Source organism: Paenibacillus sp. S02 (assembly GCF_019454065.1).
In the GTDB taxonomy this organism is placed as follows: domain Bacteria; phylum Bacillota; class Bacilli; order Paenibacillales; family Paenibacillaceae; genus Paenibacillus; species Paenibacillus polymyxa_B.
In genome coordinates this window covers 2179332-2203770 of the sequence record NZ_CP073682.1, presented here as the reverse complement: position 1 = coordinate 2203770, position 24439 = coordinate 2179332, and the positions used below count along the sequence as shown (strand labels likewise).

At 44.6% G+C, this 24439-nt stretch carries 24 protein-coding genes; 13 read left to right on the top strand and 11 right to left on the bottom strand.

Annotation, left to right across the window (positions count from 1 at the left end):
- Positions 1-108: 108 nt before the first annotated feature.
- A complete protein-coding gene (locus KAI36_RS09790) occupies positions 109-945 on the bottom strand; it encodes an AraC family transcriptional regulator (protein WP_023988150.1) in 837 nt (278 codons plus the stop codon).
- A 139-nt stretch (positions 946-1084) separates the two neighbouring features.
- Here KAI36_RS09790 and KAI36_RS09785 point away from each other — a divergent pair, with 139 nt between their 5' ends.
- The 3 genes from KAI36_RS09785 (at position 1085) to KAI36_RS09775 (ending at position 5254) form a co-directional block, all read left to right on the top strand.
- The gene (locus KAI36_RS09785) at positions 1085-3112 is read left to right on the top strand and encodes a beta-galactosidase (protein ID WP_220027624.1); all 2028 of its coding nucleotides are present in this window, start codon (positions 1085-1087) and stop codon (positions 3110-3112) included.
- 69 nt (positions 3113-3181) lie between these two features.
- Positions 3182-4408, top strand: coding sequence for an MFS transporter (locus KAI36_RS09780; protein WP_220027623.1), 1227 nt, complete (start codon positions 3182-3184; stop codon positions 4406-4408).
- A 210-nt stretch (positions 4409-4618) separates the two neighbouring features.
- Positions 4619-5254, top strand: a complete 636-nt coding sequence (locus KAI36_RS09775) for a BclA C-terminal domain-containing protein (RefSeq protein ID WP_220027622.1) — start codon at positions 4619-4621, stop codon at positions 5252-5254.
- Positions 5255-5327: 73 nt separating this feature from the next.
- Here the strand turns inward: KAI36_RS09775 and KAI36_RS09770 are convergent, their stop codons facing one another.
- Complete coding sequence (locus KAI36_RS09770) at positions 5328-6158, bottom strand: DegV family protein (protein WP_025718529.1); 831 nt, start codon at positions 6156-6158, stop codon at positions 5328-5330.
- 21 nt (positions 6159-6179) lie between these two features.
- Positions 6180-6617 (bottom strand): MarR family winged helix-turn-helix transcriptional regulator, encoded by a 438-nt coding sequence (locus KAI36_RS09765; RefSeq protein WP_220027621.1) that lies wholly within the window; start codon positions 6615-6617, stop codon positions 6180-6182.
- 191 nt (positions 6618-6808) lie between these two features.
- Between KAI36_RS09765 and KAI36_RS09760 the strand changes: the two genes are divergently transcribed.
- The gene (locus KAI36_RS09760) at positions 6809-7276 is read left to right on the top strand and encodes a GNAT family N-acetyltransferase (RefSeq protein ID WP_220027620.1); all 468 of its coding nucleotides are present in this window, start codon (positions 6809-6811) and stop codon (positions 7274-7276) included.
- Positions 7277-7465: 189 nt separating this feature from the next.
- On the opposite strand, the gene KAI36_RS09755 is transcribed toward KAI36_RS09760, so the two are convergent.
- Positions 7466-8047, bottom strand: coding sequence for an NAD(P)H-dependent oxidoreductase (locus KAI36_RS09755; RefSeq protein ID WP_028542747.1), 582 nt, complete (start codon positions 8045-8047; stop codon positions 7466-7468).
- Positions 8048-8118: 71 nt separating this feature from the next.
- Positions 8119-8541, bottom strand: a complete 423-nt coding sequence (locus KAI36_RS09750) for a MarR family winged helix-turn-helix transcriptional regulator (protein ID WP_220027619.1) — start codon at positions 8539-8541, stop codon at positions 8119-8121.
- Positions 8542-8640: 99 nt separating this feature from the next.
- Here KAI36_RS09750 and KAI36_RS09745 point away from each other — a divergent pair, with 99 nt between their 5' ends.
- On the top strand, positions 8641-8904 hold the full coding sequence (locus KAI36_RS09745) for a MazG-like family protein (RefSeq protein ID WP_258382278.1): 264 nt from the start codon (positions 8641-8643) through the stop codon (positions 8902-8904).
- A gap of 137 nt (positions 8905-9041) precedes the next feature.
- Here the strand turns inward: KAI36_RS09745 and KAI36_RS09740 are convergent, their stop codons facing one another.
- Positions 9042-10163 (bottom strand): NADH:flavin oxidoreductase, encoded by a 1122-nt coding sequence (locus KAI36_RS09740; RefSeq protein ID WP_220027618.1) that lies wholly within the window; start codon positions 10161-10163, stop codon positions 9042-9044.
- 247 nt (positions 10164-10410) lie between these two features.
- On the opposite strand from KAI36_RS09740, the gene KAI36_RS09735 reads away from it, so the two are divergent.
- The gene (locus KAI36_RS09735; protein WP_023988140.1) at positions 10411-11007 is read left to right on the top strand and encodes a TetR family transcriptional regulator; all 597 of its coding nucleotides are present in this window, start codon (positions 10411-10413) and stop codon (positions 11005-11007) included.
- Positions 11008-11102: 95 nt separating this feature from the next.
- On the opposite strand, the gene KAI36_RS09730 is transcribed toward KAI36_RS09735, so the two are convergent.
- Positions 11103-12254, bottom strand: a complete 1152-nt coding sequence (locus KAI36_RS09730) for an iron-containing alcohol dehydrogenase (protein ID WP_025718549.1) — start codon at positions 12252-12254, stop codon at positions 11103-11105.
- A 251-nt stretch (positions 12255-12505) separates the two neighbouring features.
- On the opposite strand from KAI36_RS09730, the gene KAI36_RS09725 reads away from it, so the two are divergent.
- The 7 genes from KAI36_RS09725 (at position 12506) to KAI36_RS09695 (ending at position 21283) form a co-directional block, all read left to right on the top strand.
- Positions 12506-13540 carry a C40 family peptidase gene (locus tag KAI36_RS09725; RefSeq protein WP_220027617.1) on the top strand — a complete coding sequence of 345 codons (1035 nt, stop codon included), beginning with the start codon at positions 12506-12508 and terminating at the stop codon, positions 13538-13540.
- Between the two features lie 238 nt (positions 13541-13778).
- Positions 13779-14309, top strand: a complete 531-nt coding sequence (locus KAI36_RS09720; protein ID WP_220027616.1) for a GNAT family N-acetyltransferase — start codon at positions 13779-13781, stop codon at positions 14307-14309.
- A 160-nt stretch (positions 14310-14469) separates the two neighbouring features.
- The gene (locus KAI36_RS09715) at positions 14470-14841 is read left to right on the top strand and encodes an iron chaperone (RefSeq protein ID WP_025718556.1); all 372 of its coding nucleotides are present in this window, start codon (positions 14470-14472) and stop codon (positions 14839-14841) included.
- A 172-nt stretch (positions 14842-15013) separates the two neighbouring features.
- Positions 15014-15691, top strand: a complete 678-nt coding sequence (locus KAI36_RS09710; protein ID WP_025718558.1) for a tetratricopeptide repeat protein — start codon at positions 15014-15016, stop codon at positions 15689-15691.
- A gap of 233 nt (positions 15692-15924) precedes the next feature.
- Entirely contained in the window at positions 15925-17328 is a 1404-nt protein-coding gene (locus tag KAI36_RS09705) for an efflux RND transporter periplasmic adaptor subunit (RefSeq protein WP_258296317.1), read from the top strand.
- The gene (locus tag KAI36_RS09700) at positions 17325-20405 is read left to right on the top strand and encodes an efflux RND transporter permease subunit (protein WP_220027615.1); all 3081 of its coding nucleotides are present in this window, start codon (positions 17325-17327) and stop codon (positions 20403-20405) included. Before KAI36_RS09705 ends, KAI36_RS09700 begins: the two co-directional genes overlap by 4 nt.
- Complete coding sequence (locus KAI36_RS09695) at positions 20402-21283, top strand: TetR/AcrR family transcriptional regulator (RefSeq protein ID WP_025718565.1); 882 nt, start codon at positions 20402-20404, stop codon at positions 21281-21283. Before KAI36_RS09700 ends, KAI36_RS09695 begins: the two co-directional genes overlap by 4 nt.
- A 103-nt stretch (positions 21284-21386) precedes the next feature.
- Here the strand turns inward: KAI36_RS09695 and KAI36_RS09690 are convergent, their stop codons facing one another.
- The 4 genes from KAI36_RS09690 to KAI36_RS09675 form a co-directional block, all read right to left on the bottom strand.
- A complete protein-coding gene (locus tag KAI36_RS09690) occupies positions 21387-22025 on the bottom strand; it encodes a GDSL-type esterase/lipase family protein (protein WP_220027614.1) in 639 nt (212 codons plus the stop codon).
- Between the two features lie 71 nt (positions 22026-22096).
- Positions 22097-22519, bottom strand: coding sequence for a GNAT family N-acetyltransferase (locus KAI36_RS09685; RefSeq protein WP_023988130.1), 423 nt, complete (start codon positions 22517-22519; stop codon positions 22097-22099).
- A 42-nt stretch (positions 22520-22561) separates the two neighbouring features.
- Positions 22562-23116, bottom strand: a complete 555-nt coding sequence (locus KAI36_RS09680; protein WP_025718570.1) for a nucleotidyltransferase family protein — start codon at positions 23114-23116, stop codon at positions 22562-22564.
- 19 nt (positions 23117-23135) lie between these two features.
- Positions 23136-24389, bottom strand: a complete 1254-nt coding sequence (locus tag KAI36_RS09675; RefSeq protein WP_220027613.1) for an MDR family MFS transporter — start codon at positions 24387-24389, stop codon at positions 23136-23138.
- Positions 24390-24439 lie beyond the last annotated feature (50 nt).

Sequence of the window (24439 nt, the reverse complement as noted above, 5' to 3'; positions counted from 1 at the left end):
AAACAAATGAACTATTATTTTATACTCCCTCATCCTGAAAAAAACAATAAGGAATGCTCCCTAAAAAGAGCATTCCCGAGTAAGAAAGAGTATTTCGATAAAATACCCTTATGTATACAGTAATTTGAACCTTTCCGGGGTAATTCCTTCAGCTCGGCGAAAAGTTGCCACAAAATGACTGGCATCTCGGAATCCTACTCGCTCCGAAATCTCCTTTACTGTTAATTGCGGATATTCCGTCATCATTTCCTTGGCCTTACGCAGCCGAATTACAATCAGATAAGCATAAGAAGTCACACCAAACGCTTGCTTAAATAATGTATTTAAATGACGGGAGCTGACATTCATCATAACTGCCATATCACCTAGGCCCACATCTGGACTGGCATAATTTTGCTCCATAAAGGCCAGTACAGGGGTTAAACGTTCAACATTATGGGATAGGGAAGGCATCGAGCTATGTTGTCCATGTTTACGCAGTAGAGTCAGAAAACGATACATATTGGCCGAAGCATCTAATCCAGACAAATCACGTTCACTAACCATGGAATGGAGCATAGTTTCCCCAAAGCTGTGTAGCTCGCTATCCGGGTCCCAATGATACCCACGCGTATGCTTTAATCCCAGTGCGGTCAATACAGCAGCGGCGATGGGGCCGTCAAATGTAATGTATAACGTTCGCCATACCTTGGTCGCCCGTCTGTATGCATGGGATTCCCCGGGTAGCAGCAGAACCCCGGACTGCTCTCCCAGACGGAAGGTCCCCCCTTTAAATGTAAACATCCCTTCACCGGACACCGTCTGAATCCAGTGAAAGCACGGATAGCCCTCTGGACGGGACACATCCTCCTGCCTGCTGTTAAATCCGATACTTTCAATAAAAAGGGGTAAAGAGTGCTCACGCGTAGTCAGGAAAAATCTTAAATGATGGGGAGTTAAAATCATAAAAAGCACCTCCGGCGTATGCGGGTATGTATTTTACATGTAGATCCATATTGTTATATACACGTTCATTTTATTATATTTAAAAAGCAGTTATTTGTATTATAAGATAGAATTATTCTTATATACAGAGGTGATTGGCATGATAAGCAGCAAACTTCCTAAAGTATTTTACGGTGGAGATTATAATCCTGAGCAATGGGATGAGGCCACGCATCAGGAAGATTTACGGATGTTCAGGCAAGCAGGGATTGATATCGCCACGGTCAACGTATTCTCATGGGCCAAAATTCAGTCCGACGAAATCACATATCATTTTGAATGGCTGGATCAATTGATTGACAGTCTTTTTGAAAGCGATATCTTCGTTTGTCTAGCTACTAGCACGGCAGCGCACCCTGCTTGGATGGCTACCCGCTATCCCGACGTTCTCCGGGTGGACGCTGACGGACGGAAGCGGAAATTCGGTGGCCGCCACAACTCCTGTCCGAACAGTCCAACGTATCGTAAATACGCGGAGCAGATGGCTGACCGAATGGCAGAACGATACAAAAACCATCCCGCGATCCTCGTGTGGCACGTGTCCAATGAGTACGGCGGGGATTGCTATTGTGATAACTGCGCGGCCGCATTCCGTGTGTGGCTCAAACAAAAATACGGATCACTGGAAGAGCTAAACCGGGTGTGGAATACTTCCTTCTGGGGTCACACCTTCTATGATTGGGATGAAATTGTACCGCCAAATAATCTGAGCGAGCATTGGGGAGAAAATCACTCCTGCTTTCAGGGCATATCCCTCGATTATGCGCGCTTCAATTCAGACAGTATGCTGGATTGCTACCTATTGGAATATAACGCGATTAAAAAACATGTTCCCGATGCCATGGTAACAACCAATCTGATGGGCTTTTTTAAGCAACTGGACTATTTTAAATGGGCTAAGTACATGGATATTGTATCTTGGGACAGCTATCCCGGGGCCAATACTCCGATAAGCTATACGGCGATGGCGCACGATCTGATGCGCGGCTTGAAGGATGGGCAACCCTTTATGCTGATGGAGCAAACACCGAGCCAGCAGAACTGGCAGGCGTATAATTCGCTTAAACGGCCCGGCGTTATGCGGTTATGGAGCTATCAGGCAGTCGCGCATGGCGCGGACACGGTCATGTTCTTCCAGCTTCGCCGCTCGATCGGCGCTTGTGAGAAATTCCACGGGGCCGTCATTGAGCATGCCGGGCATGAGAACACACGTGTATTTCGCGAAGTGGCACAGCTTGGCAGTGAGCTTGGCGCATTAGGCAACACGCTACTTGACGCGACCGTTAATGCCAAAGTAGCCATTTTATTCGATTGGGATAATTGGTGGGCTTTGGAAAAATCAAGCGGCCCTTCTGTCGCCTTGAAATATATGGATCAGGTACACAAGTATTATGCTCCCCTCTTCCGGCGGAATGTACAGGTAGACCTGGTTTCTGTTGATGCAGATTTCCAGAAATATGATCTCATTATCGCGCCTGTACTCTACATGGTCAAGCCGGGTACCGCCGAGAAGCTGGAACAATTCACAGAGCATGGCGGCACCTTCGTAACGACCTTTTTCAGTGGCATTGTAAATGAAAACGATCTGGTCACAACCGGAGGATATCCTGGTAAACTACGTAACTTGCTCGGGATCTGGGTGGAAGAAATTGACGCGCTTCTGCCGGAATCACACAATCGCATTGTATTGAAAGAAAAGGTGGGCGTATTACAAGGTGAATATAAATGCGGTCTGCTCTGCGACTTGTTGCATAGCGAAGGCGCCGAGGTGCTGGCCGAATACGGCGATGATTTCTATCAGGGCATGCCAGTGCTGACACGCAATCGTTTCGGTCAAGGTGAGGCATGGTACGTTGCTTCAGATCCTGAAGAGACTTTCCTTGATGGCCTGCTGGGCTACGTTTGTGAGCAAAAAGGGATTCCATCCCTGCTGCGCGCTCCTGCGGGTGTAGAAGCCACTGTACGGACCAAAGATGGAAAATCATATCTATTCGTTCTGAATCATAACGCCCAGACGCAGCAATATCATTTGGATGATCAGAAAGGGAATGAGCTGATCAGTGGTAAATACCTGGAAGGAGATATTTCTATTGAAGGCTACGGCTTTCAAGTACTGGAGCTATCATAATCACTCAGATTTGACTCATGCAGTTCAGCTTGCTGCATGAGTCAAATCTAGGTATCAAAGGAGTTCATCATGAAACGACTGCTATGGATCGGCAGCTTATCTTATTTTTTAATCGGCCTGGCACACGTGGTTGTAGGCTCCCTACTGCCTGTGTTGTTAGAGCATTACGGTAGGAACTATACGGACGGCGGAAGCCTAATCTTCGCTCAATTTTCCGGTTTTCTGGCTGGAGTCCTGCTGTCGCCGTGGCTTGCCCGGAGTTTCGGCAAACGCCGAAGTCTGGTATTCGCCCTGCTCCTGCTGTGCGCGGCTGAAGTGCTGTACTCATTGTTGCCGCCTTGGGGTTGGCTATATGCCGTCGGGGCAGCAGCCGGGTTTGGCTTCGGTATGGTAGAAACACTCATTGGCACTATTATTATTAGCGGTATTACTCAAGGAACGGGCGCGGCTATGAGCCGTCTGGAAGTCTTTTTTGGGATTGGCGCTTTGGCTATGCCCGCTATCGCCAGCCAGCTCATTGCTCTCGGTTGGTGGCGATTGGCCTTTCCCATCATTTCCATGTTTGCAGCCGTCACCGTCATAGCTTGGCTGCGCGGGTCCTTCGGCACGCTGGACGCTGTATTAGACCAACAGGAACATCAAGGTGATAACCATACGCGTTCCACTAGCTCACCCAACTCCCCCACGGTGGAGGCTTCTAAGGGTAGCCCTATAGGCAATTGGAAGCTACTTGCACTATTTATCGTCTTTTTCTTTATCTATGTAGGGACAGAGATGAGCCTGGCTAATTTCCTGCCCTCCATGTTCATCGAACGGCTGGGTCTCACACAAGCCGAAGCAGCACTTAGTGTCACCTGCTTCTGGTTAGCAATGGCTACCGGCCGGTTATTCACAGGCTACATTGCCGATCGATACGGCTACGGTGTCTTTGTCGCCCTGAGCTCGCTGGCAGCGACCGTGCTGCTGTGCGTGTTCCCACTGATCAAAGGCACTGCCGGCGCCTTTATCCTTATTGTACTGCTGGGGCTGGGCATGTCCGGCATCTTCTCCATCGCACTTGTTTTTGCCAGCAAAATGATGCCGGGTACAGAAGAATCTACCACTAGCCTGCTTATCGGCGCAGGTGGAGTTGGGGGAGCTCTGCTGCCATTATGGCTCGGAAATAGCATGGATCGTGGTGGAGCAGTCTCTTCGGCGTGGTTGCTGGCAGGCTTCGCCTGTATTCTATGCCTGCTTGGGGGCATCTTGTACGCCCTATATGTGCGCAAAAAACGGCTTCAAACCGCTTCATCATGAGACACGTCTCTACTGGCGCCTTTGTCTGTTCCTTGGTTGTCATCCAAGTGCACATTCAAAGGTGCTTTTTTACATACTAGACGAATGCACCATGTACAGCAGCCTGTTTTTAGTCAAAATAGATCGTTTCCTATGAATCACAGGACAGATATCCATGCCTCCTCTAGATGAATGGAGTAGTATACAACAAACCATATGGAGGTGTTTGTATTGGGTCATCCTGAATTAAAACGAAAAAAAGGCCGTAAAAAAAATGTTTTTGTCCGTGCCTGGTTTGATAAGTTAGAAAAAAAGTTTGAGGAGAAGCCCCCAAAGAGAAAAGTCCGCTCGAAACGGAAAGGGTTTGGAAAAGATATCATCGTCAAAAAGCAACTTGTAAGTGTGAATATTAATCATGGCGCTTTAGGGCCTGAAGGGGATTCTGGAACCATAGGTGATTTAGCGCAGTTCGGTTATATTTATAATGTGAAGCCCCAAGTTGTTCCGATTGAAGGGGATGTCATTTTGGATACGAACAGTATACTTACACCTGGAATTGCTCATGTTCCAGGAACTACACAGATTGCTGTATCCGATGCTGGAAAATATGAAGTTCACTTTTCGGTGTCCAGTGTGGAACCTAACCAATTCGCCATCTTTATTAATGGCGCACTGGCTGTGGGAACTGTATACGGCTCAGGAGCCGGGACACAACAGAACACAGGGCAAGCCATCCTCGCTCTGGCATGCGGTGACGTCCTTACTCTGCGAAACCATAGCTCTACTACTGCTGTTACCCTGCAAACACAAGCCGGAGGAACTCAAGCCAGCATAAACGCTTCTGTCCTCATTAGAAAATTGAGATAGGCTTGAACTCCCGCAAAGTTTCAGTGTACTAAAAAGGGTTTATCCATACAGCGAGGATAAACCCTGAATATTTTTAAAAGGCCATAATGATCCCTTTGTCATTGGCATACATTGAACTAATCCCTCTGGTGGACACAATATGAATATCTTTAAATTGATAGCGTTTCTTCAGCGCATTCATTAATTTTTCCGCCAGCCCAGGATTATTGCAGTGAGTAATGACGATGCTTTCTCCTTCGGTAGCCCGGCCACTTTTTTCAATAGTATCTGCCAGCTTTTCGATAATTTGATTCTGACCGCGTGCTTGAGTAAAAAATGCGATATTCCCGTCACCATCCGAGCCTAAAATAGGCCTGATATGCAAGAGTGAAAGTATCTTTCCTGTGATTTTATTCATCCGTCCGTTCTTAACCAAATTATCCAGATTTTCTAAAACAAAGTACGTTTTCATCTTGCTGATAAAGCTCTCCAAGGAAGAAATAATTTCGCTTTTATGATACCCCTCGTCAATCAACTTGCGTAGTTTTAGAGCTAACAAGAGCTGTCCAGCCGAAGCGCTTTTCGAATCAAATACATGAACATCCGCCCCCTCTTCTTCCGCCATATCTTTTCCTACCAATGCACTGGAATACGAACTGGACAGGTTGCTGGATAATGTAATGGCAAAAGAAGTATGCGCACCTTGAAAGGCTTCCTTATACAGCATAGGTGACGGTGATGCGGATCCAATTTTGGTAGTACAGGCTTTCATTTCTTCCATAAACTGAGGCAAGTCCAATGTGTCATCATCTACGAAGCATTTATCTCCCAGCGTCATATTTAACGGAATCGTAGTAACTTGCATCTCTTCTCTAAGCTCTCTCGTTAAATCACAGCAGCTGTCTGCTATTATTTTATATCTCACCCGGTACACCCTCACATTATGTTATTTTTCAGTAGAACCCGCATTCATAATACTCAAAGAAAGCTCAATTAACCGTATAAATTCCTTCACATTCTTCTCACCCAAACCTACTACAAGCGCTTCAAAATAACCTTCAATTCTCTGTTGCTTCTGTTTGATCAAGGATTCACCATCTACTGTGAGCCTTACACACATTCGTCGTCTGTCATGCTCAGACATTTCCATAGTCACATAGCCTTTTTTCCTTAATCCCGTAAGCGCTGCCGTAATTCTTGATCTGGATACATGCAGATGATCGCTGAGTAAGGAAGGATTAATTTCATCATCCCGATGCTGAACTAAATATTGAAGCACATGGTTTTCCCCCTGAACAAGCTCCGTCAGGCTACTGAATAATTCCATGTCATAAATCCGGTTAACGGATTCTCTCAATTCGTCCCTTAGTTCATAATCTTTCATAGTGAACCTCCGCAAAACACATAATACATACAGTTAACTATTAATACTATGTACTATAATGAATTGCCCACGATAATAACAATGAAATATTTGTGAATTTTAATACAAGGGTTAATGAGCTCAGCGTCGAATAAGAAAAAATAAGCTTGATCACCTCTTGCCTGTTTACGATAAAGGAGTTGTTACATAAGATGAAACAGCTTACTATTCGCCAATCCCACAATTCGGATGTTGAAAGCATTGCTAATTTACGGGCGATTGTACTGCGGAACGATTTAACCAGATTAGGAAGGTTTGATGAAGAGGAAGTTCGTCAACGCTTTCGTGATGCATTCGATTCTGTCCATACCTGGATCATTGAGGAAGACTCTTTTTTTGTGGGCTGCATAGCTTTTAAACCGAAATTAGACGGTTATTTATTGGAGCATTTTTATATTCATCCCAGTTACCAAGGTAAAGGGGTCGGCAGTCAAATATTAAAAAATCTGCTAGAACAAAATCATGTAAAAGGAAAACATGTAACCTTAAATGTTCTGCAAGGAAGCTCAGCCAGACGTCTTTATGAACGGTTTGGTTTTAAAATTGAACGTGAGGACCCTATTGACGTTTACATGTACTTAATCGTAGAGGGACATTCCAAAACCGTCGAAAGATCATAGAGTCATGCTTCAACACACCCTTGAATGTCCAGTTACATCTGCTCCAAGATGCTATTTAAACTTCAAAAGATCTATGAACCGGGATGTTGGAGAAGTATTAGCATTTACAAGAAAAGGCCAACCACTAAATACGGGTTGACCTCATCATTTAAAGAATCTCTTACGTTTCTAAAAGAATATGAGCTGACTTTACAGCACCGTTTTAACAGTGTCTTGGACTTGCTTCAGCAGTCCTTTATAGCCATCTTCATCAAGGTAACCAATACTTCCAAGCAGCAAGTGACCGACGGATTCAATTCCAACGAAATCAAAAATTCCCGTATCTGATGTGATCTTCAATCCTGCGGTCATACCGATTTCATCGTAGATCGCGTTGGGAGTACCATGTGTATTCACGATAAAACCTTTTTTACCTGTAAGCAGCTTATTAATCCCTTCCGCACCAGCCGTATATGCAAATCCGTATGCAAATACACGGTCAACGTAACCTTTCAGGATAGCCGGAAGACCTGTCCACCAGATGGGAGAAATAAAAGTAATCGTATCCGATTGTGAGATGTATTCCTGCTCCACTTTGATATCAGCCGGAGTTTGCCCTGCTCTCATAGCGGCAGTATCCTCAGGTTTTAATACAGGTTGAAAATCAAGGGCATATAGATCACGTACAACGACTTCGTCACCTTTTTCTTTCAGAGTATTTACAACCGTTTCGAGTATCGCGTGATTAAAGCTTTCTGCGTTAGAGTGAGCATAGATAATAAGATGTTTCATTTTAATAACCTCCAGATGTTTTATTGTTATTTTGATATTAATATAGATATCTATACATTTATTCAAAAAAATTATAATCTGTTTTTTACATGCTCCAGCAAATATTCCAGCTGTTCTTTTTCTTCATCTTTGAGACCATCATAGATGGTTTCTTGTAATCTATTGGAGATCATCTCAAATACAGGCTCTATTTCTCTTCCCTTATCGGTCAGAAATATCAGGGTAACTCGACTATCCTCCCTTTCTTTTTTTCTTTCGACATACCCCAACTTCACTAGCTTGTCGATCAAAACAGTGACAGTGGGTTGCTGACGAGAAATTTTTTGCGTCAATTCCTTAATGGAAAGCCCGTCCTTTTGATAAAGGAACATTAGAATTCCACCATGAGTAGGAACAATTCCTTCAATTCCATTCGATTCGAGCTCAGACACAATCAATTTATTGATCGAGTCTCTAATGGTTCCTATCAGTGCAGCTGCATTATTTTTTAACATACAAGCATTATTACATAGACATCTATATATATCAAGTGTTGGTTTCAGTCTGATCTGGTTTTAGTATATGAATGATTCAAAGAACTAGGATTAAAATACTTGAGTACCCAAGAAAAGAAAACTTTAGAGCAGATGGTTCTTAAATTGTCCGAAGAAGTAGGAGAAACTTCTCAAGCCATGCTCTCCTATGTGAATGCAAGCGGAAGCGAATATAAGCAGTTGAGTATATCTGATGTCAAAGAAGAATGTGCAGACGTGATTCTGGTTGCCCTTTCCTTATTTTATAAGTTAAGCAGCAATGAAGAAGAACTCCAGGAGTTCTTGAATAAAAAAGTGAACAAATGGGAATCTGTGATGACTTAATCTAAAATGGTTCATGGTGGACTACTATTGCAGACGCATAAAAAAGCCAAAACACCAAAGTTCCTTACCTGACTTTGAGTATTTTGGCTTACAGTGTTTATTTATGAAATGAAGAGGTGTTCAAAGTATGATATGTTTTAGTTGAGCGTTTGAAGTACCTCAGGTGTAAAGGTTTGAAGATCATGAATTCGGCCTTCACGTATTTTCGTAGCCCATGCAGGATCGCCCAGAAGCGCACGCCCAACAGCTACCAGATCAAATTCATTGTTGTCCAGCCGTTCCAGAAGTTCATTAATATCTTGGTGTCCTGCCCCTTTCCCTTCCGTATAACTTACAAAATCCTCATCCAGACCTACAGAGCCAACCGTAATCGTAGTTTTTCCAGTCAGCTTCTTCACCCATCCGGCAAAGCTCAAATCGGAGCCTTCAAATTCAGGTACCCAAAAGCGACGTGTCGAGCAATGGAAGATGTCCACGCCCGCTTGTACCAACACATTCAGGAATTGCCCCAGTTTATCCGGTGTATCGAACGGTTTTGCGTTGTAATCATTCATTTTCCATTGGGATAGGCGCATGGCAATAGGGTAGTCAGGGCCAACCTCAGCACGAATAGCTTCCACAAGCTCAATGGCGAATTGAGCACGTTTTATGATATCACCACCATAGCGATCCGTACGTTGGTTCGTTCTCTCCCAAAAGAATTGATCAACCAGATAGCCGTGTGCTCCGTGAATTTCAACGCCGTCAAAGCCTAGTCGTTTTGCATTCGCAGCTGCATCGACATAGGCGCCAATGACCTTGGCGATTTCTTCTTCTGTCATCGGCTCGGTCACTTTATTGCCTTCCAGATCCAGCCCCGATGGACCAATCGATAGCGCTTCGGGATTCGGCTGAGATCCCAAAGGACGAGCCATCCCCATATGCCAAAGCTGTGGAAAAATTTTGCTACCGGCTTCATGAACCTGTCTGACCACTTCAGCCCAACCGTTTAAAGCCGCTTCTCCATAAAAATTAGGTATCCTCGGCTCACTTGTTCCAGCCGGATGGTCAATTACTGCACCTTCAGTAATAATAAGACCTACACCATTCTCTGCGCGACGGCGATAATAAGCGGCTACATCCGGTCCTGGCACACCATGTGGTGAAAAAGCGCGGCCCATTGCTGGCATTACAATACGAGTCTGTAGGGTCAGATTATGAATGGTATAAGGTTGAAATAAAGCTTCTGTTGAATGGACATTTTGCGGTTGATTACTCAAGGATTGTACCTCCTCATTTTCTTTTATCGCTTTTTAGCGATTCTATAAAAGGCTCGTGCACCATCAAACGGGGTGCAAGTGAAATGTTAGCAATGTTTAATTTATCATTCAACCGACAAAATGTTCATTCTGTTGCTTAACCAAAAGGGTTATAAAATTGTTGTATATCTAAATTCACTTGTTGACAAAACAACACATGTTTATAATGGGGGAATCATTTGATTTACCTGAAAGGAGTGTCTTGAGGATGCCTGGTGTAACCTCACCCAACCCAAACGATCCGCGCGTCATTCGAACACGTAGATTAATTCTCGACGCATTCGTTGACCAATTAAATAAGAAAGACTTCTACACGATTACGATCAATGACATTACCCAAAAAGCCACCATTAACCGTGCCACGTTCTATGCACATTTTCAAGATAAATATGCACTGCTTGAAACCCTTTTGTCAGATGCATTTTTGGAGTATGTTATTAAGAGGATTGATGCTGAGGCACGTTTGTCGGAGGAGATCATTCAGAAACTTATTCTTTCGTTATGTGACTATCACGACTCAAGTAACCAATGCGTTCATAAATATAATTCAGTCGCACCGATCCTGGAAGAACATATTAAAAATCAATTAGAGCAATTCATACTTCAACTCATAACAAGAGAAGCCAATAATACAGACCAAAGAACGTTAGAACTTGCCGCGACCATTTTAAGCTGGTCCATTTATGGTGTAACCTTTCGCTGGAATGTGGAAGGAAAAAAAGAGTCTCCTACAGATTTAGCCGAGAGAGCTGTGCCTTTAATCTTCAATGGGGTTGTCTTATCTCTAGTCTCACAAATCTCTTAGCAGAAAATGCGAATAAAAAGGGCCGTTCCCAGTATTTTTCGATCAGTTCCTGGGACAGCCCTTATAGTATATAGTAAAATAATTGCCTCTTTTATTTAAAGAATTTTCTTAAACATCTCGATAACTTGTTCTTTGCTAGGTATGAACGGATTGCCCGGAGCGCAAGCATCCTTCATTGAGTTCTCGGCAAGCAGATCCAAATCCACTTCATTTACACCCAGTTCAGAAAGTTTGGAAGGAATCCCTACTTCCTTCGACAGGTCTTTGATTCTTTGGATTACATAGTCTGCGCATTCCTTATCCGTTTTCCCCTTATCTTCAAAACCGATGACCTTAGCGATGGCACGAAACTTCTCTGGTACATGCTTGGCGTTCTCCTCTTCCACAATTGGCAGCAGCATGGCATTGCAAACACCATGAGGCAAATCGTATACGCCGCCAAGCTGATGCGCCATCGCATGAACGTAACCCAATCCGGCATTATTAAATGCAAGTCCTCCCAAGAAAATAGCGTATACCATTTGCTCACGTGCTTCTATATCATGACCGTTGCTCACTGTACGAGCCAAATGATTAAAAATAATCTCTACTGCTGCCAACGCAGTCGCATCCGTTACAGGATAGGAACCTGGCGTAACCAAAGCTTCAATAGCATGGGTCAAAGCATCTAGCCCTGTAGCTGCCGTTAACGCGGCGGGTTTGTCTACCATCAGCTCAGGGTCGTTGACCGAAATCGTAGCTACACTATTCTTATCAACCATAACCATCTTGACCTTGCGCTCTTCGTCCGTAATGACATAATTGATCGTGATTTCAGCCGATGTTCCTGCTGTGGTATTAATAGCCACAATAGGAAGCGATTTATGCTTGGATTTATGAACGCCCTCATACTCGGTTATATGTCCCCCGTTGGTAGCAATAATGCCGATTCCCTTAGCCGTATCCTGTGGTGATCCTCCGCCAATCGAAATTAAAAAGTCACATCCGTTTTCTTGCAGAAACTGAACACCATCATGTACATTTTTACAGGTCGGATTTGGTTTTACTTCATCGTATACCGCATAGTTCAATCCAATATCATCTAGCAAAGATGTAACCTTGCCTGCAATGCCACTCTTCATCAAAAATTTATCCGTAACGACTAAAGCTTTGTTTAAATTTAGTTCTTTTATATACGGCCCAACTTCATGCAAACAGCCTGTTCCCATAAGATTGATAGATGGTACAAAAAATACATGTGCGCTCATATAAAATCGGCCTCCTAAAGGATTCACTTCTTGTTGCCTCGATAAATATGGAATTATTCTCTAAAGTGAAACATTTCACATTTATAATGTTATCTTTATTTTATTTTGATGTCAATAATAAAACACAGATATTTGTTGGTTTTATTTTTGTTTGTTTTGTTTTTTAAGTGAACCCAATATTTGGTACACAACTAATCGGAGGAAGCCTCGTACAACTTTGATGAACACATTAACAACGAGGTGATGATAGCATGACAATCAACAAGGGAGTATTGCTGGCTCTGCTGGCAGTATCGCTGCTCCAAGCAAACCCGTCTTATGCAAAGTCGGAACCGCTGACTCCGGTGACGACCGTTTATGTGGATGACCACCCGCTTCAGCTTGCCGCCCAGCCGCTGCTGCTAGACGGGACAACGCTCGTCCCCATGCGTCAGTTGTTTGAGGCGCAAGGAGCTGTGCTTTCCTGGAACGGATTCAGCAAAACCGTAACAGCAACCAAAACCGACACGGTGCTGACCTACCACATTGGGGAACTCGCTGCCACCCTAAACGGCAAAACGATGTCCCTGAATGTTCCGGGACAGATCGTTGAGGGCAACACGATGATTCCACTGCGTTTTGTGAGCGAAGCACTTGGGAGCACAGTGAAGTGGGATGCCCTTACCCGGACAATCCGGATTGCCTCCAGGGACGATTTTTTCACAACAGTTCTTTCCAGGGTCAACCTGCGCAGCGAACCGGATTCATCGGGAGCTTCCCCTTCCCTGCGGCTTATTCCAGCCAGCGAAAAGGTTCACGTCATCCGCGAGGTCAATGCTCTCTGGCTGGAAGTGCGCACTAAAGACAACCTGACTGGATACATATCGGCAAAACCAAAATACAGCGACTATTCCAGCCCATCCCTGGCGGAACGGCAGGGAGATGAACTCATCGCCTACGGAGAGAAATTTCTCGGTACCCCTTATGAATTCGGCGCAGCAACCGGACAGACATCGACCTTTGATTGTTCTTCTTTTGTGGGGGAAGTGTTCCAGCATACGCTCTCTATCGACCTCCCCCGTGTCTCTTACGATCAGGCTAAAGAAGGGCGGGAGGTCGGGCTGAACGAGCTGCGCAAAGGCGACCTGCTGTTCTTCAGCGCACGCGGGCTAGAGATCGGCCATGTGGCTATCTATGCAGGGAACAACAAATTGCTGCATACATTCTCCAAAGAACGCGGCGTTCATTTTGACACGCTTGACGATAAATGGCAGAAACGTTTCGTAACAGCGCGCAGGCTGTTTTAGGACGAACCAGATAGTCAATAACAGTAGGCTATTCCAGTCCACATTCATTATCTTCTAATTGCCTTTTGCTGGACGCTCCCTTGCGGATTGCGTTCAGGCGGCAAAAGGTCGGGATTCATTGTAAAATGGAGGTCATAACGTTAAAGGCTACGATCGCTTAAAAAATTGGATTGAGGTATTAATCGTTTTGAAATACTAGGTAGAGTCTTTTGACTATAGACAGGAGGAATAAATAATTATGCAATTTGAGACAAATCGGCTCATCATTCGTGATATTTGCAGATCTGATTGGGAAAGTATACATACGTACACGTCATTGCCTGAAGTTACTAGATATACAGCCTGGGGACCGAATACAGAAGAAGATACAAAGGCATATATAGAACAAGTTCTAGCTTCACAGCAGGAACAGCCACGACAAGACTACGAACTAGCCGTTTGTCTGAAAAACAATGGAATCCTGATCGGCGGTATGGGTATTCATGTCAAAGATACTAATGCAGAATTGGGTTACGTTTTGAACCCAGATTATCAAGGGAAGGGTTATGCAGCAGAGGCAGCACTAGCGTTACTAGACTTTGGATTTAGCACACTTGCTGTCCACCGTATTTATGCAACATGTCGTCCAGAAAACAAGGCTTCTGAGAAGGTTATGCAACAGATCGGAATGCAACGTGAAGGGCTAATGCGTGAACACTGGTATTACAAAGGCGAGTTTCATGATTCATATTTGTACTCTATTCTTGCTGAGGAATATAACAGGGCATAAAAGGTATTTTTTATATCTAAATATATTTTTGTATTTTTCAACAGACAATTACTCCTTGAGAAACATGTTGCTGCGATAAAATGATAGTTAAATCATTTAATGACAAATAGGTTTGAGGAACTTTTCTGAACGATAAAATTTTTATTAAGGAGGGAACAACATGGAAGCTTTTGCAGAATATTTAGCGCATATTGATAACCCCCAACATCGGGCCCGAACGCAAGAAGTTTTGGCTTGGGTAACCAAGAAGTTTCCAAATTTAATGGCAAAAATTGCGTGGAGTCAGCCTATGTTTACGGATCACGGCACATTTATTATTGGCTTTAGCGTAGCCAAACATCATTTGGCCGTTGCCCCTGAAAAGGCAGGGATTAATCATTTTTCTGAGTTAATTGTGCAGGCTGGCTATGATCACACCAAGCAGTTGGTACGTATCCAGTGGGATAGTCCAGTTGATTTCTCATTACTTGAGAAAATGATCGAGTTTAATATTTTGGATAAGGCAGACTGTTCAACCTTTTGGCGGGAATAAAAAAAGGTTCCTTTTCTCGTAAAACTATACATCGAGCATCACAAATAAGTATTTTTCTTCTCGCCCCCTCTACCATCCTTCCAAATCTCATCATGCTAATGACCCTTAAAGTGACCCTATGCTATAATGTGGAAAGTATGGATTGTTACATGCACAGGAGGATTGGAGCAGAATGATTGGGAAATTTTTAATTTTCTCTCTACTATGGAGTTTGCTCGGCAACCCGTTTTTGGCAATGCTCGTACTTCTAATCGTGATCTACATATTGGACCGCAGCTTTGTCGGTGTATTGCCCAGCATCAGCAAACCATGGAAAAGAAGACGCAATGCCGCTCGATTGCGCCAACAGATTACGCTAAACGCTAACGATGTGGCTGCCAAGTTCAATTTGGCTCGTATCTGGATCGAAAGCAAGAAATATCCTCAGGCTTTGGAGCTGTTATTGGAAATTCAATCCCGTTATGAAGAATCAGCAGACTATTGGAACGCACGGGGAACGGCTGAAGTACACACAAACCATCTGGAGGATGGAGAACAGGATTTACTGAAAGCACTGGACATTAACCCGCGGGTGCAATACGGTGAGCCTTATTTGCATTTAGCCGCTGCTTTCAAAGAACGTGACGTAAATAAGTCACTTCATTATCTGCAGCAATTTCAGGAGATTCAGTCTTCTTCCAGCGAGGGCTATTATCTGACAGGCTTGATGTACCGTATGCTGGGACGCAAGGATGAAGCCACTGTAGCCTTTAACCAGTCCATTGCTGTCTATCGTTCCCTGCCCAAATACCGTAAACGAAGTGAGCGCAAGTGGGCTGTACGCAGCTTATTCCGTAAATTAATAGGCTAGACGGATCTATATTTTACCTTAACGACCTTTCTCTTCTTTTGAGAAAGGTCGTTTTTACGTTTTATCCACACAGCTCCTCCATCGACCTGAATCGAATCATTTTGTTCCTCCTGATCAGCGTTTTATTTTGTAACCTGTTATTGACATGCCACAAATCTGGTCATATAATCCGCTTATAAACCTTAGAGTTTATAAATAAACTCAAAAGTATAAAACCGGAAAGGACGATCATCTTGTTGAAACACAGTCTCTACATATCTGCTATATTCATTCTTCTGTTCACCTCAGCTTGCTCATCTACAGGATCGAGTGATCAAGAAGCAGTGGAACAACAAAATCAAAAGGTGGAAGCGATGGTTGTAAAAAAAGAACCGCTGTCTGCTTCTTTTGACCTTTCAGGCACACTACAGCCCTATGAGGATACCTCCGTATCTTTTGAGTTATCCGGACTGATTCGCGACACAGTTGTCAATGTGGGAGACTCCGTATCCCAAGGGCAGATCTTGACGATGCTTGATTCATCCAGCTACCAGCTACAACTGGAGCAGGCTAGTACAGCTATTCTTGAAGCACAGGCAGGTATCAAAAATGCTACAGCTGCCATTTCAAGTGCAGATGCCTCCATTCAATCCGCCGACGCGCAAAAGGCAGCAGCTCAAGCTGGAGTTAGCAAAGTGAACAAGGGTGCCCGTGAGCAGGAAAGGGCACAGGTCCGTACCAAAGTGCAAAGAGCACAGTCCGCTTTGACTAAAGCACAGGCTACCGCTGAACGCACCAAGCTTTTATATGATCAGGGAGCTGCAACCAAAAACGATTATGAAAATGCACAGCTCGCTTTAACCAACGCCTCCAAGGATCTGGAGGATGCGCAAGAAGCCCTCTCCTTAATACAGGAGGGAGCCACATTAGAAGATCGGCAATCGGCAGCATCCAGCTTGCGGCAAGCCCAAGCCGGGAAAGAAGCTGCTATCGCTGCGAAAGAACAGGCAGAAGCCACCCGAGATAACTCAACTGCGGCATATCAACAGGCGGTCATTGCCAAAAAGCAAGCCGAACTTTCCCTCTCCAAGACAGCTTTAAAAGCCCCCATTTCCGGCGTTATTCTGGAGAAAAAGGCAACGGTGGGACAATTGACGAGCACTGGACAGCCGATATATCGTATCGGACAAATCGACAAGCTCAAGGTGCTACTCCCTGTTCCCGATCATGAAATCACGAACTGGAAGCAAGGTCAGACCGTCCAGCTTCAACTGTACGATGAGAACAGAGAAGGAACGGTCAGTAAAATTTATCCGGCCACCAACACCAATACGGGCAGTATCAACGTGGAAGTGATTGTTCCTAACACCCAGCATGATTGGGCCCCGGGACAAGTCGTAAAGGCAGGACGCCAATTGACCCAAAGTGAGCGAATTTTGCTCCCAGCCAAGGCTGTCATTAATAACGGTACAGATACTTTTGTCTATAAAGTGGTGAACAACAAAGCGGTCAAGACGGTCGTGAATGTCGGTCAGATGTCCAACAATAAGCTCGAAATTACCAAGGGGCTGAATGTCGGGGATCGTATCGTTACCACCGGAGTAAACCTGATCTACGATGGGCTGCTCGTTCAGATCATGGGGGGAACGAGCAAATGATTGCATATTTTATCAAAAAGAAAAAACTGACCCTCTTTATTTTTATCATGTCGATTGTTGCCGGGCTGTATAGTGTCTCTCAGCTTCCCCGGCAGGAAACGCCGGATATTATCAAGAAAACCGCTGTGGTCACGACCCTCTACCCTGGAGCTACACCCCAAAAGGTAGAACAAACGGTCACAAAGCCTCTGGAACAAAAAATGAAAGAAATCAATCATATTAAAAAGATTTCTTCTACATCCGAAAATGGACTTTCGACGATTATCATTGAGACAGAAGGCAACGCCAATGCCACAGAAGCCTGGGATACATTACGCAAAAAAATGAACGATGCCCAGTCTTCTCTGCCCACAGATGCTCAAAAGCCTCTCGTTAACGATGATTTGAATAAGGTATTTATCCATTCCTACGCCATCACGGGGGACTCTGTGGAGCAATTGTATCAACTAAATGATATGGTGAAATCGTGGAAGGATCAATTAAAAACCATTCCCGGTGTATCGGAAGTAACAATCAAGGGATTACCGGATCAAGAGGTTCAGATTCAAATTGATGCTCAAAAGCTCCAGCAGTACCATATCAGTTGGGAACAGCTCATGAGTGCAGTGCAGAAGGAAAATGATCAATATCCGATAGGCAATCTGGATTACAATGAACGTACCTATCGCTTGAATGTAAAGCAGTCCAAGGATGCTCAGGATTTGAGTAAAGTCATTATTTCCAGAACAGACAGCGGCGCTCCTGTGTATCTCAGTGATGTGGGCACCGTATTGCTTACACATAACACCAGCAGCTATATGGCCTTTTTTAACGGTAAACCAGCTATTACACTGACGATTAACGGTAATACCGGCTCTGACGTAGACACGATTTATAGCAAAGTAAATAAAGAAATGCAGTTGTTAAAACCAAATCTGCCTAATACGTTTCAACTAAATACGTTATTTTCACAGACCGAGCGGATTGATCATATTTTTCATGGCTTGACCCGTGAATTGCTGTTTGCCATTGCGGCGGTTGTGATCGTATGTACATTGGGCTTGAATCTGATTACATCCTCTTTTGTGGCACTGGCTATTCCTATTTCAATCGCCATAGGTCTCATTATTCTCCCTATGCTCGGAATAACATTGAATCAGGTTACGGTCATTGGCTTAATTATTGTAATGGGGATTCTAGTCGATGATGCTGTGGTGGTTAATGATAATATTGAACGCAGAATGATGACCTTGGGCGAGAGTCCCAAGATAGCAGCATTAAATGGAACGAAAGAAGTTTCCATTTCCATTTTGACCGCAACCCTGGCAACTGTAGCCTCCTTTGCCCCGCTGTTCTTTTTATCAGGCGATGCAGGCTCCCTTATCAAACCATTACCGTTTGCTGTTATCTTTACGTTATTGGCTTCCATGCTCATGTCCTTTACCGTCATCCCAATCTTTAGAGAATGGTATGGACAACGAAATCAAAAAACGCCCAACTCCACCATGAAGCCGTCGGGACTGCTGGGAAAACAAATTGATGCTCTTCGTAACGTATATACCAGCAAGCTGATTCCGAGAGTCACTAAGCAACCTGGATTATATGCTGCATTAGGATTATTGATCAGTACCACGCTGTACGGCATACTTGCTCTGATTCCGATCGACCTGTTCCCCAGAACCAACGATCCGGAATTAAGCATTAATGTGCGTATGCCTACAGGTACTTCTATAGAAGAAACCAAGCGGGTCACCGAGGATATTGCCAAATGGGTGAAGCAGCAACCTCATGTGGAAACGATCAGTTATGCGGCTGGCGGCGACGCTCCCCGGTTGTTTCAAGATATGACCGCTGACGCCAAAACAGGCACAACCGTGGGTCAAATTGCTATTATTGGGAAAGAAGGTGCATTTGATCCCGATGAAATGGCAGACAAATGGCCCTCCATCTTAAAGGATCGTTATCCGGGTCAATCCATTTCCTTGAAAATAGCCAAAGTGGGGGTGCCTCTCGGTAAGCCGATCTCCATTCGGATTTTAGGCAATGATGTAGATCAGTTGCGTTCGTTGTCACAGCAGTTAAAAGAAGGCATTATGGCTACCAGAGGAACACAGGACATACAAGACAATATGGAAAATGAAGGCTATACGTTGGATTTCCAAATCAACAAACAAGCGATGGATCAATATCAGGTAAGCAATAATGATCTGACACGTACACTCTTGTTAATGGGTAATGGCGTGAGCTTTAGCCGATTTGATACGGGGAAAGATTTGATAAATATTAAGCTGAAGCTAAGCCAAACCGATCAAAATCCTGAAATTTTGTTTCAGCAATTGAATGTGACCAATGCCAATGGTGTTCAAATCCCTTTATCTCAATTGGCTGAGTTGAAACCATCCTTTGCAACACAAAAAATTAACCATTATAATTTAAAGCGTTCGATTACTGTTGAAGCTGAAGTTCACGGCCGTACAGCTTCCGAAGTCATGAAGGATGTCAAGCTTAAATTGCAGGACATTAAATTTCCTCCAGGCTACACTTGGGAAATTGGCGGCGAGATTTCAGGACAAGATGACATTTTATCAGAAATAGGATGGTTATATGTTGTCGTCATCCTATTAATCTTCATGCTGATCTTTTTGCAATTTTATTCTTTCTCGACTCCACTCATCATATTGACTACCGTGTATATGGCAGCAGCAGGCGGATTTCTTGGCTTGTTCATTCTAAATACACCGATTACTTTTATGGGCGTGTTGGGCTTAATGACCTTGGCAGGTATTGTCGTACGTAACGGCATTGTGCTGATTGAGTTTATTGAGGATGCAAGACGTGAAGGGATCGAACTGAAGGAGGCGGTTATTGCAGCGACCAAAGCGCGTTTCCGTCCCATATTGCTTACTTCACTGACAGCCATTGTCGGTCTGATTCCGATTGCGCTTATTGGAGAGCTTATGTTTAGACCGCTGGCGTATACCATTATGTTTGGATTGATGTACTCGACCATTCTTACGATGTTTGTGGTTCCGTCCCTGTATATGGTTATTGCCCGCTGGAAATTAAAGAGACAGAGCAAAAAATTGGGGGTACAATGAAAAAAATAACGAGTGAAGATATTATCTATGCCGCCCTTTCCCTGTTTTCTGAAAAAGGGTACGATGCCACCTCGGTCGATGAAATTGCCCGCAAAAGCGGGATGGTCAAGGCTTCCTTTTATAAATACTTTCAAAGTAAAGAAGAGTTGCTGCTGGGGACAATCGTCCTGATTGAAAAACTTCTTGATGCAGATATTAAAGAACTTTATTTGAAGCACCAGCTACCTTCCCGTGAAAAGTTGAGACAACTGTATTTGATTGCGCTGGGCCGGATTTATAAGAATAAAGTTCATTTGCTGGTATACTCCGTCCCTTTAATCGGTTCTAAGGAAGAAAAAATCGCACAAGCCATTGATCGTGTTGAACATTATTTGTCTAACGTGATGGTTGATTTCTTAATTGATGCTTATGGACAATCTATACGTGACTATGCGCACGATATCAATTTTGTCATCAAAAGTATCATTATTAATTCCTTCCGAATGAGCGATTCAGAACTGTCCTCGACGGAGCATAAAACACTGGCTGAATTTATGCTCAGCATTACGGATATGCTGGCACAAGGAATGCTGAGCCCTGATGTTCAACATCAAATCATGTGGGGCCGCGATTCCGTATTCCATGAAGATTCTGATCAAATCTGGACCAAGGGAAAACAAATCTCCTATGCACTGCAATGTATGGATACGGTTCTGAAACAAACTAAATTAAATGAAGCTCCCCGGAATGAATATGTGCAAATCCTAAGCAGATTAAAGGGTGAACTCTCGGAAGAAAACGTGGAAATAGCTCACGTGAAAGCCTTCCTTCTATTTTTGGGTCAGCTGCCCGAGTTACAGGCGGACTGCACCAAGCTGAAAGCTATTTTAGAAATGTAGCATGCCCAATGCAGAAAAAGAGGTTCATGATGGTCAGTTTCTACTGCCATGATGAACCTTTTTCTTTAATATACTTTGTCCGATCCAAAGCATCCTCTCACGCTCAGCGTAACGGCGCATAACCAAGCCGATTCAGCTCTTCCGCAATCACACGATAACCACGACTGTTCGGATGCACCCGGTCTAACGAAAGTAGTGCCCGTTCATAGCCCTCAAATGCGGGATAAATGTTCGCCACCTGGTAATTCGGTCCGCCCAATGTATAGAGAAACGAGTTGTACTGGCGCACATATACTCCTGCCTCCCTTACCCCTGGAAAAGGATTATATAATCCCACCATTCGGATGATAAATGGCTCACGCTGACCGGACTTTATCTGATACAGAGCATGTACAATTTGGCGCACATGTTCTTTGGTGTGATTCAGTGCTTGCGGAATGGAAGAACCCGACAAGCCGGAACCTCCAGAAAGAGCGCTGATATATGGGCGCAGATCATTCCCGCCGATCGTTACCGTTATAAGTTCAGCCCGGCTGAGCGCCGACCGAAAAAGCGGATTGTTACGGACCATTGACAGCAACTCCTGCGATGTCAGCCCGTTGATTCCCAGATTCTCGTAACTGACTGGCGTACGGAGATGTCTTTCTGCCATTCGCCGATAGATAGGTACAAATCCGCCGCTCAGCAACGTCCCCGCACCTGTTGTTAAAGAATCTCCAATCGCTGTATATTGGTACGCCAATGAAACCCACCTCCCTCTTTCTACATAACATATCTTATGTAGAAAGAGGAACGCGGGACCCGGAGATTCGCTTATTCTTCGTCTATTTCATATACACAATGGAATTGCCCACCATCCGGCAAATCCTCTGATCCATATACGGCAAAGCCCACATTGCGGAAGAAATCTGCCCCCTCCGCATCCGTGTCCACAGTAAGCCGTTTCGGATTACGCTCCTGGATAAGCGTAAGCAGCATACCTCTGGCATACCCTCTATGACGGTTTTCAGGCAACACGGCCAGATGGCGAATTACGGTTGTTCCATCCTCCTGCTCCTCAAAGCCAACAATACCTACAATAAGTCCTTCATCTTCTACACCGAACAGCTTCCAGTCATCCGAGGCTTGATAGGTACGTAAAGCTGCTTCTCCGCGTTCAGGATGATCCAGCACAGCGTAGGTTAACAGCTCCAGAACCTCCTCACGATCTGAATCTGTTTTTATATTTTTAAACATTATTTGTCGTCTCTCCTTAATATCCTGAAATTAGGATTACCTCTAATTCTCCATAATAAGCAACGGCCAGTTATCAAGCCACTGCTTCTCAAATACACGCTGACGAAAAGCCGTTGTGTGACGAAACAAAGGGCTTTGCCGTACCCGCATATCCAGCAGATCTTCCAATCCATGCGGACAAATGACCTCTATTTGATCCTTGTCATTCAATCTAACCGCCACAGCCGTTGCCGTCTCTGGCCAGCGGCTCATCGCATCCTCTATCGAGGAATAAGGAGCCTCTCCGTTGCGAATATGCATCCGAGCCTGATTTTTGACAGACCAGTTACGTCCGGCCTGCTTACGGTTCAAGGACAATTCTAGATACTCATCTCGTTCCTCTAGCGTATTTTTCGGGTCAAAGTAAATAACATCAATATCGTTTAAAGGTGTAGCAGTTGTATAGCCATGGAGCTTGTCCCAAACCCGGTTACGTACATAGCCTGCGGCAATACATCCTTGCGGCAACTTCAGCTCTCGCACATAGTGCAAGTCTTGCAGTACCTGCGGATCATTCATATATTGTATGATTCGTAGCACATTTTCTTCCGACTTCATCCTGCACTCAACTCCCTTTTTATGATGACAGTTGCTGCACCGATTCTCCTCCTTGAGCCGCGATCCGTGCTGTACGCTGCACCAGACGGCGGCGTGCGACCAGAAGGAACGGAATGCCAATCACAACCGACAGGGCAACCGGAACAAAAACGGCAAGCGGCGCCGTTTGACCATAGATATCCAGCAACCAGCCACCAAATAAAGGAGCCAGCACGCTTCCCAAATTATTAAAGCCGATTGTACCGAAGTAGGTCCCTTTATATTGAGCATCTGCAATTTGGTCAATCAGTACGTCCAACATCGTGAACAATAACACTTCACCAACCGTAAACAGCACCATATCCAGTATAAACATCCAGCCTGAGTTTAGCATACCGCACAGCAACAGGCTGACCGCAATACATATATTCCCTGCAATCAAGGAATTCACCGGGGAAAATCGACTTGCCAGTCGCACCAGCGGATATTGAAATGCCAATACACAAACCGCGTTGACCGTCAGCATGTATGTAAACCACCGGGTTCCTTCCTCGAAGGATAAGGACAAGAATTGAGGCATTGTGGAATTGGAATGAGCATAGCCCATCACACAAAATACTGTTCCCAGCAAAATCGGCATAAACACCGGATCACGGCTGGCTGTACGGAATGCCTCGCCCATCCGCAGTGGAGCCTCTCCCGCCGTTGTACCTATATGCAGATCCGATGCATACCGGGCAAATTGGATCAACAACAGTACCCCGTACAATGCGTACACACCAGCAGCTACCATAAACGGCGTACCAGTGGATGCAGATCCTAACATTAAACCAAGCAACGGCCCTGCCACCACCCCAACATTAATGGCTGCATATCTCATATTGTAGATAAGCAGTCTTTTCTCCTTCGGGGTTACATCTGATAACAGTGCCCGTGAGGTTGGCTCGAACAAGGATCTGCACAGTCCATTCAGAGCATTAATGACAAAAAAGGCCCAGGCCGCTTCCGCCAACGCAAAAGCAACGAATACAAGCGCCCAGCTCGCAATGGACACCAGCATCACCTTACGTCGTCCGATTCGATCTGAAATATATCCACCGTAAAAGCTGGCAAAAATGCCGACCAACGAGCTGACCGATACGATCACCCCCGTATGAAAGGGGGACACCCCTAGACGGGTGGTAAGGTAAATAGACAAAAACGGGATACTCATGGATGTCGCCATCCGCCCAAAAATAGTACCGACAATAATCGTCCAGGCCAGCGGGTGAATGGAACGCAACTGTTCTTTCATATATGTCTCTTACGTCCTCCTTCCGTATGCAAGTCTAACAAGGGGGAAAC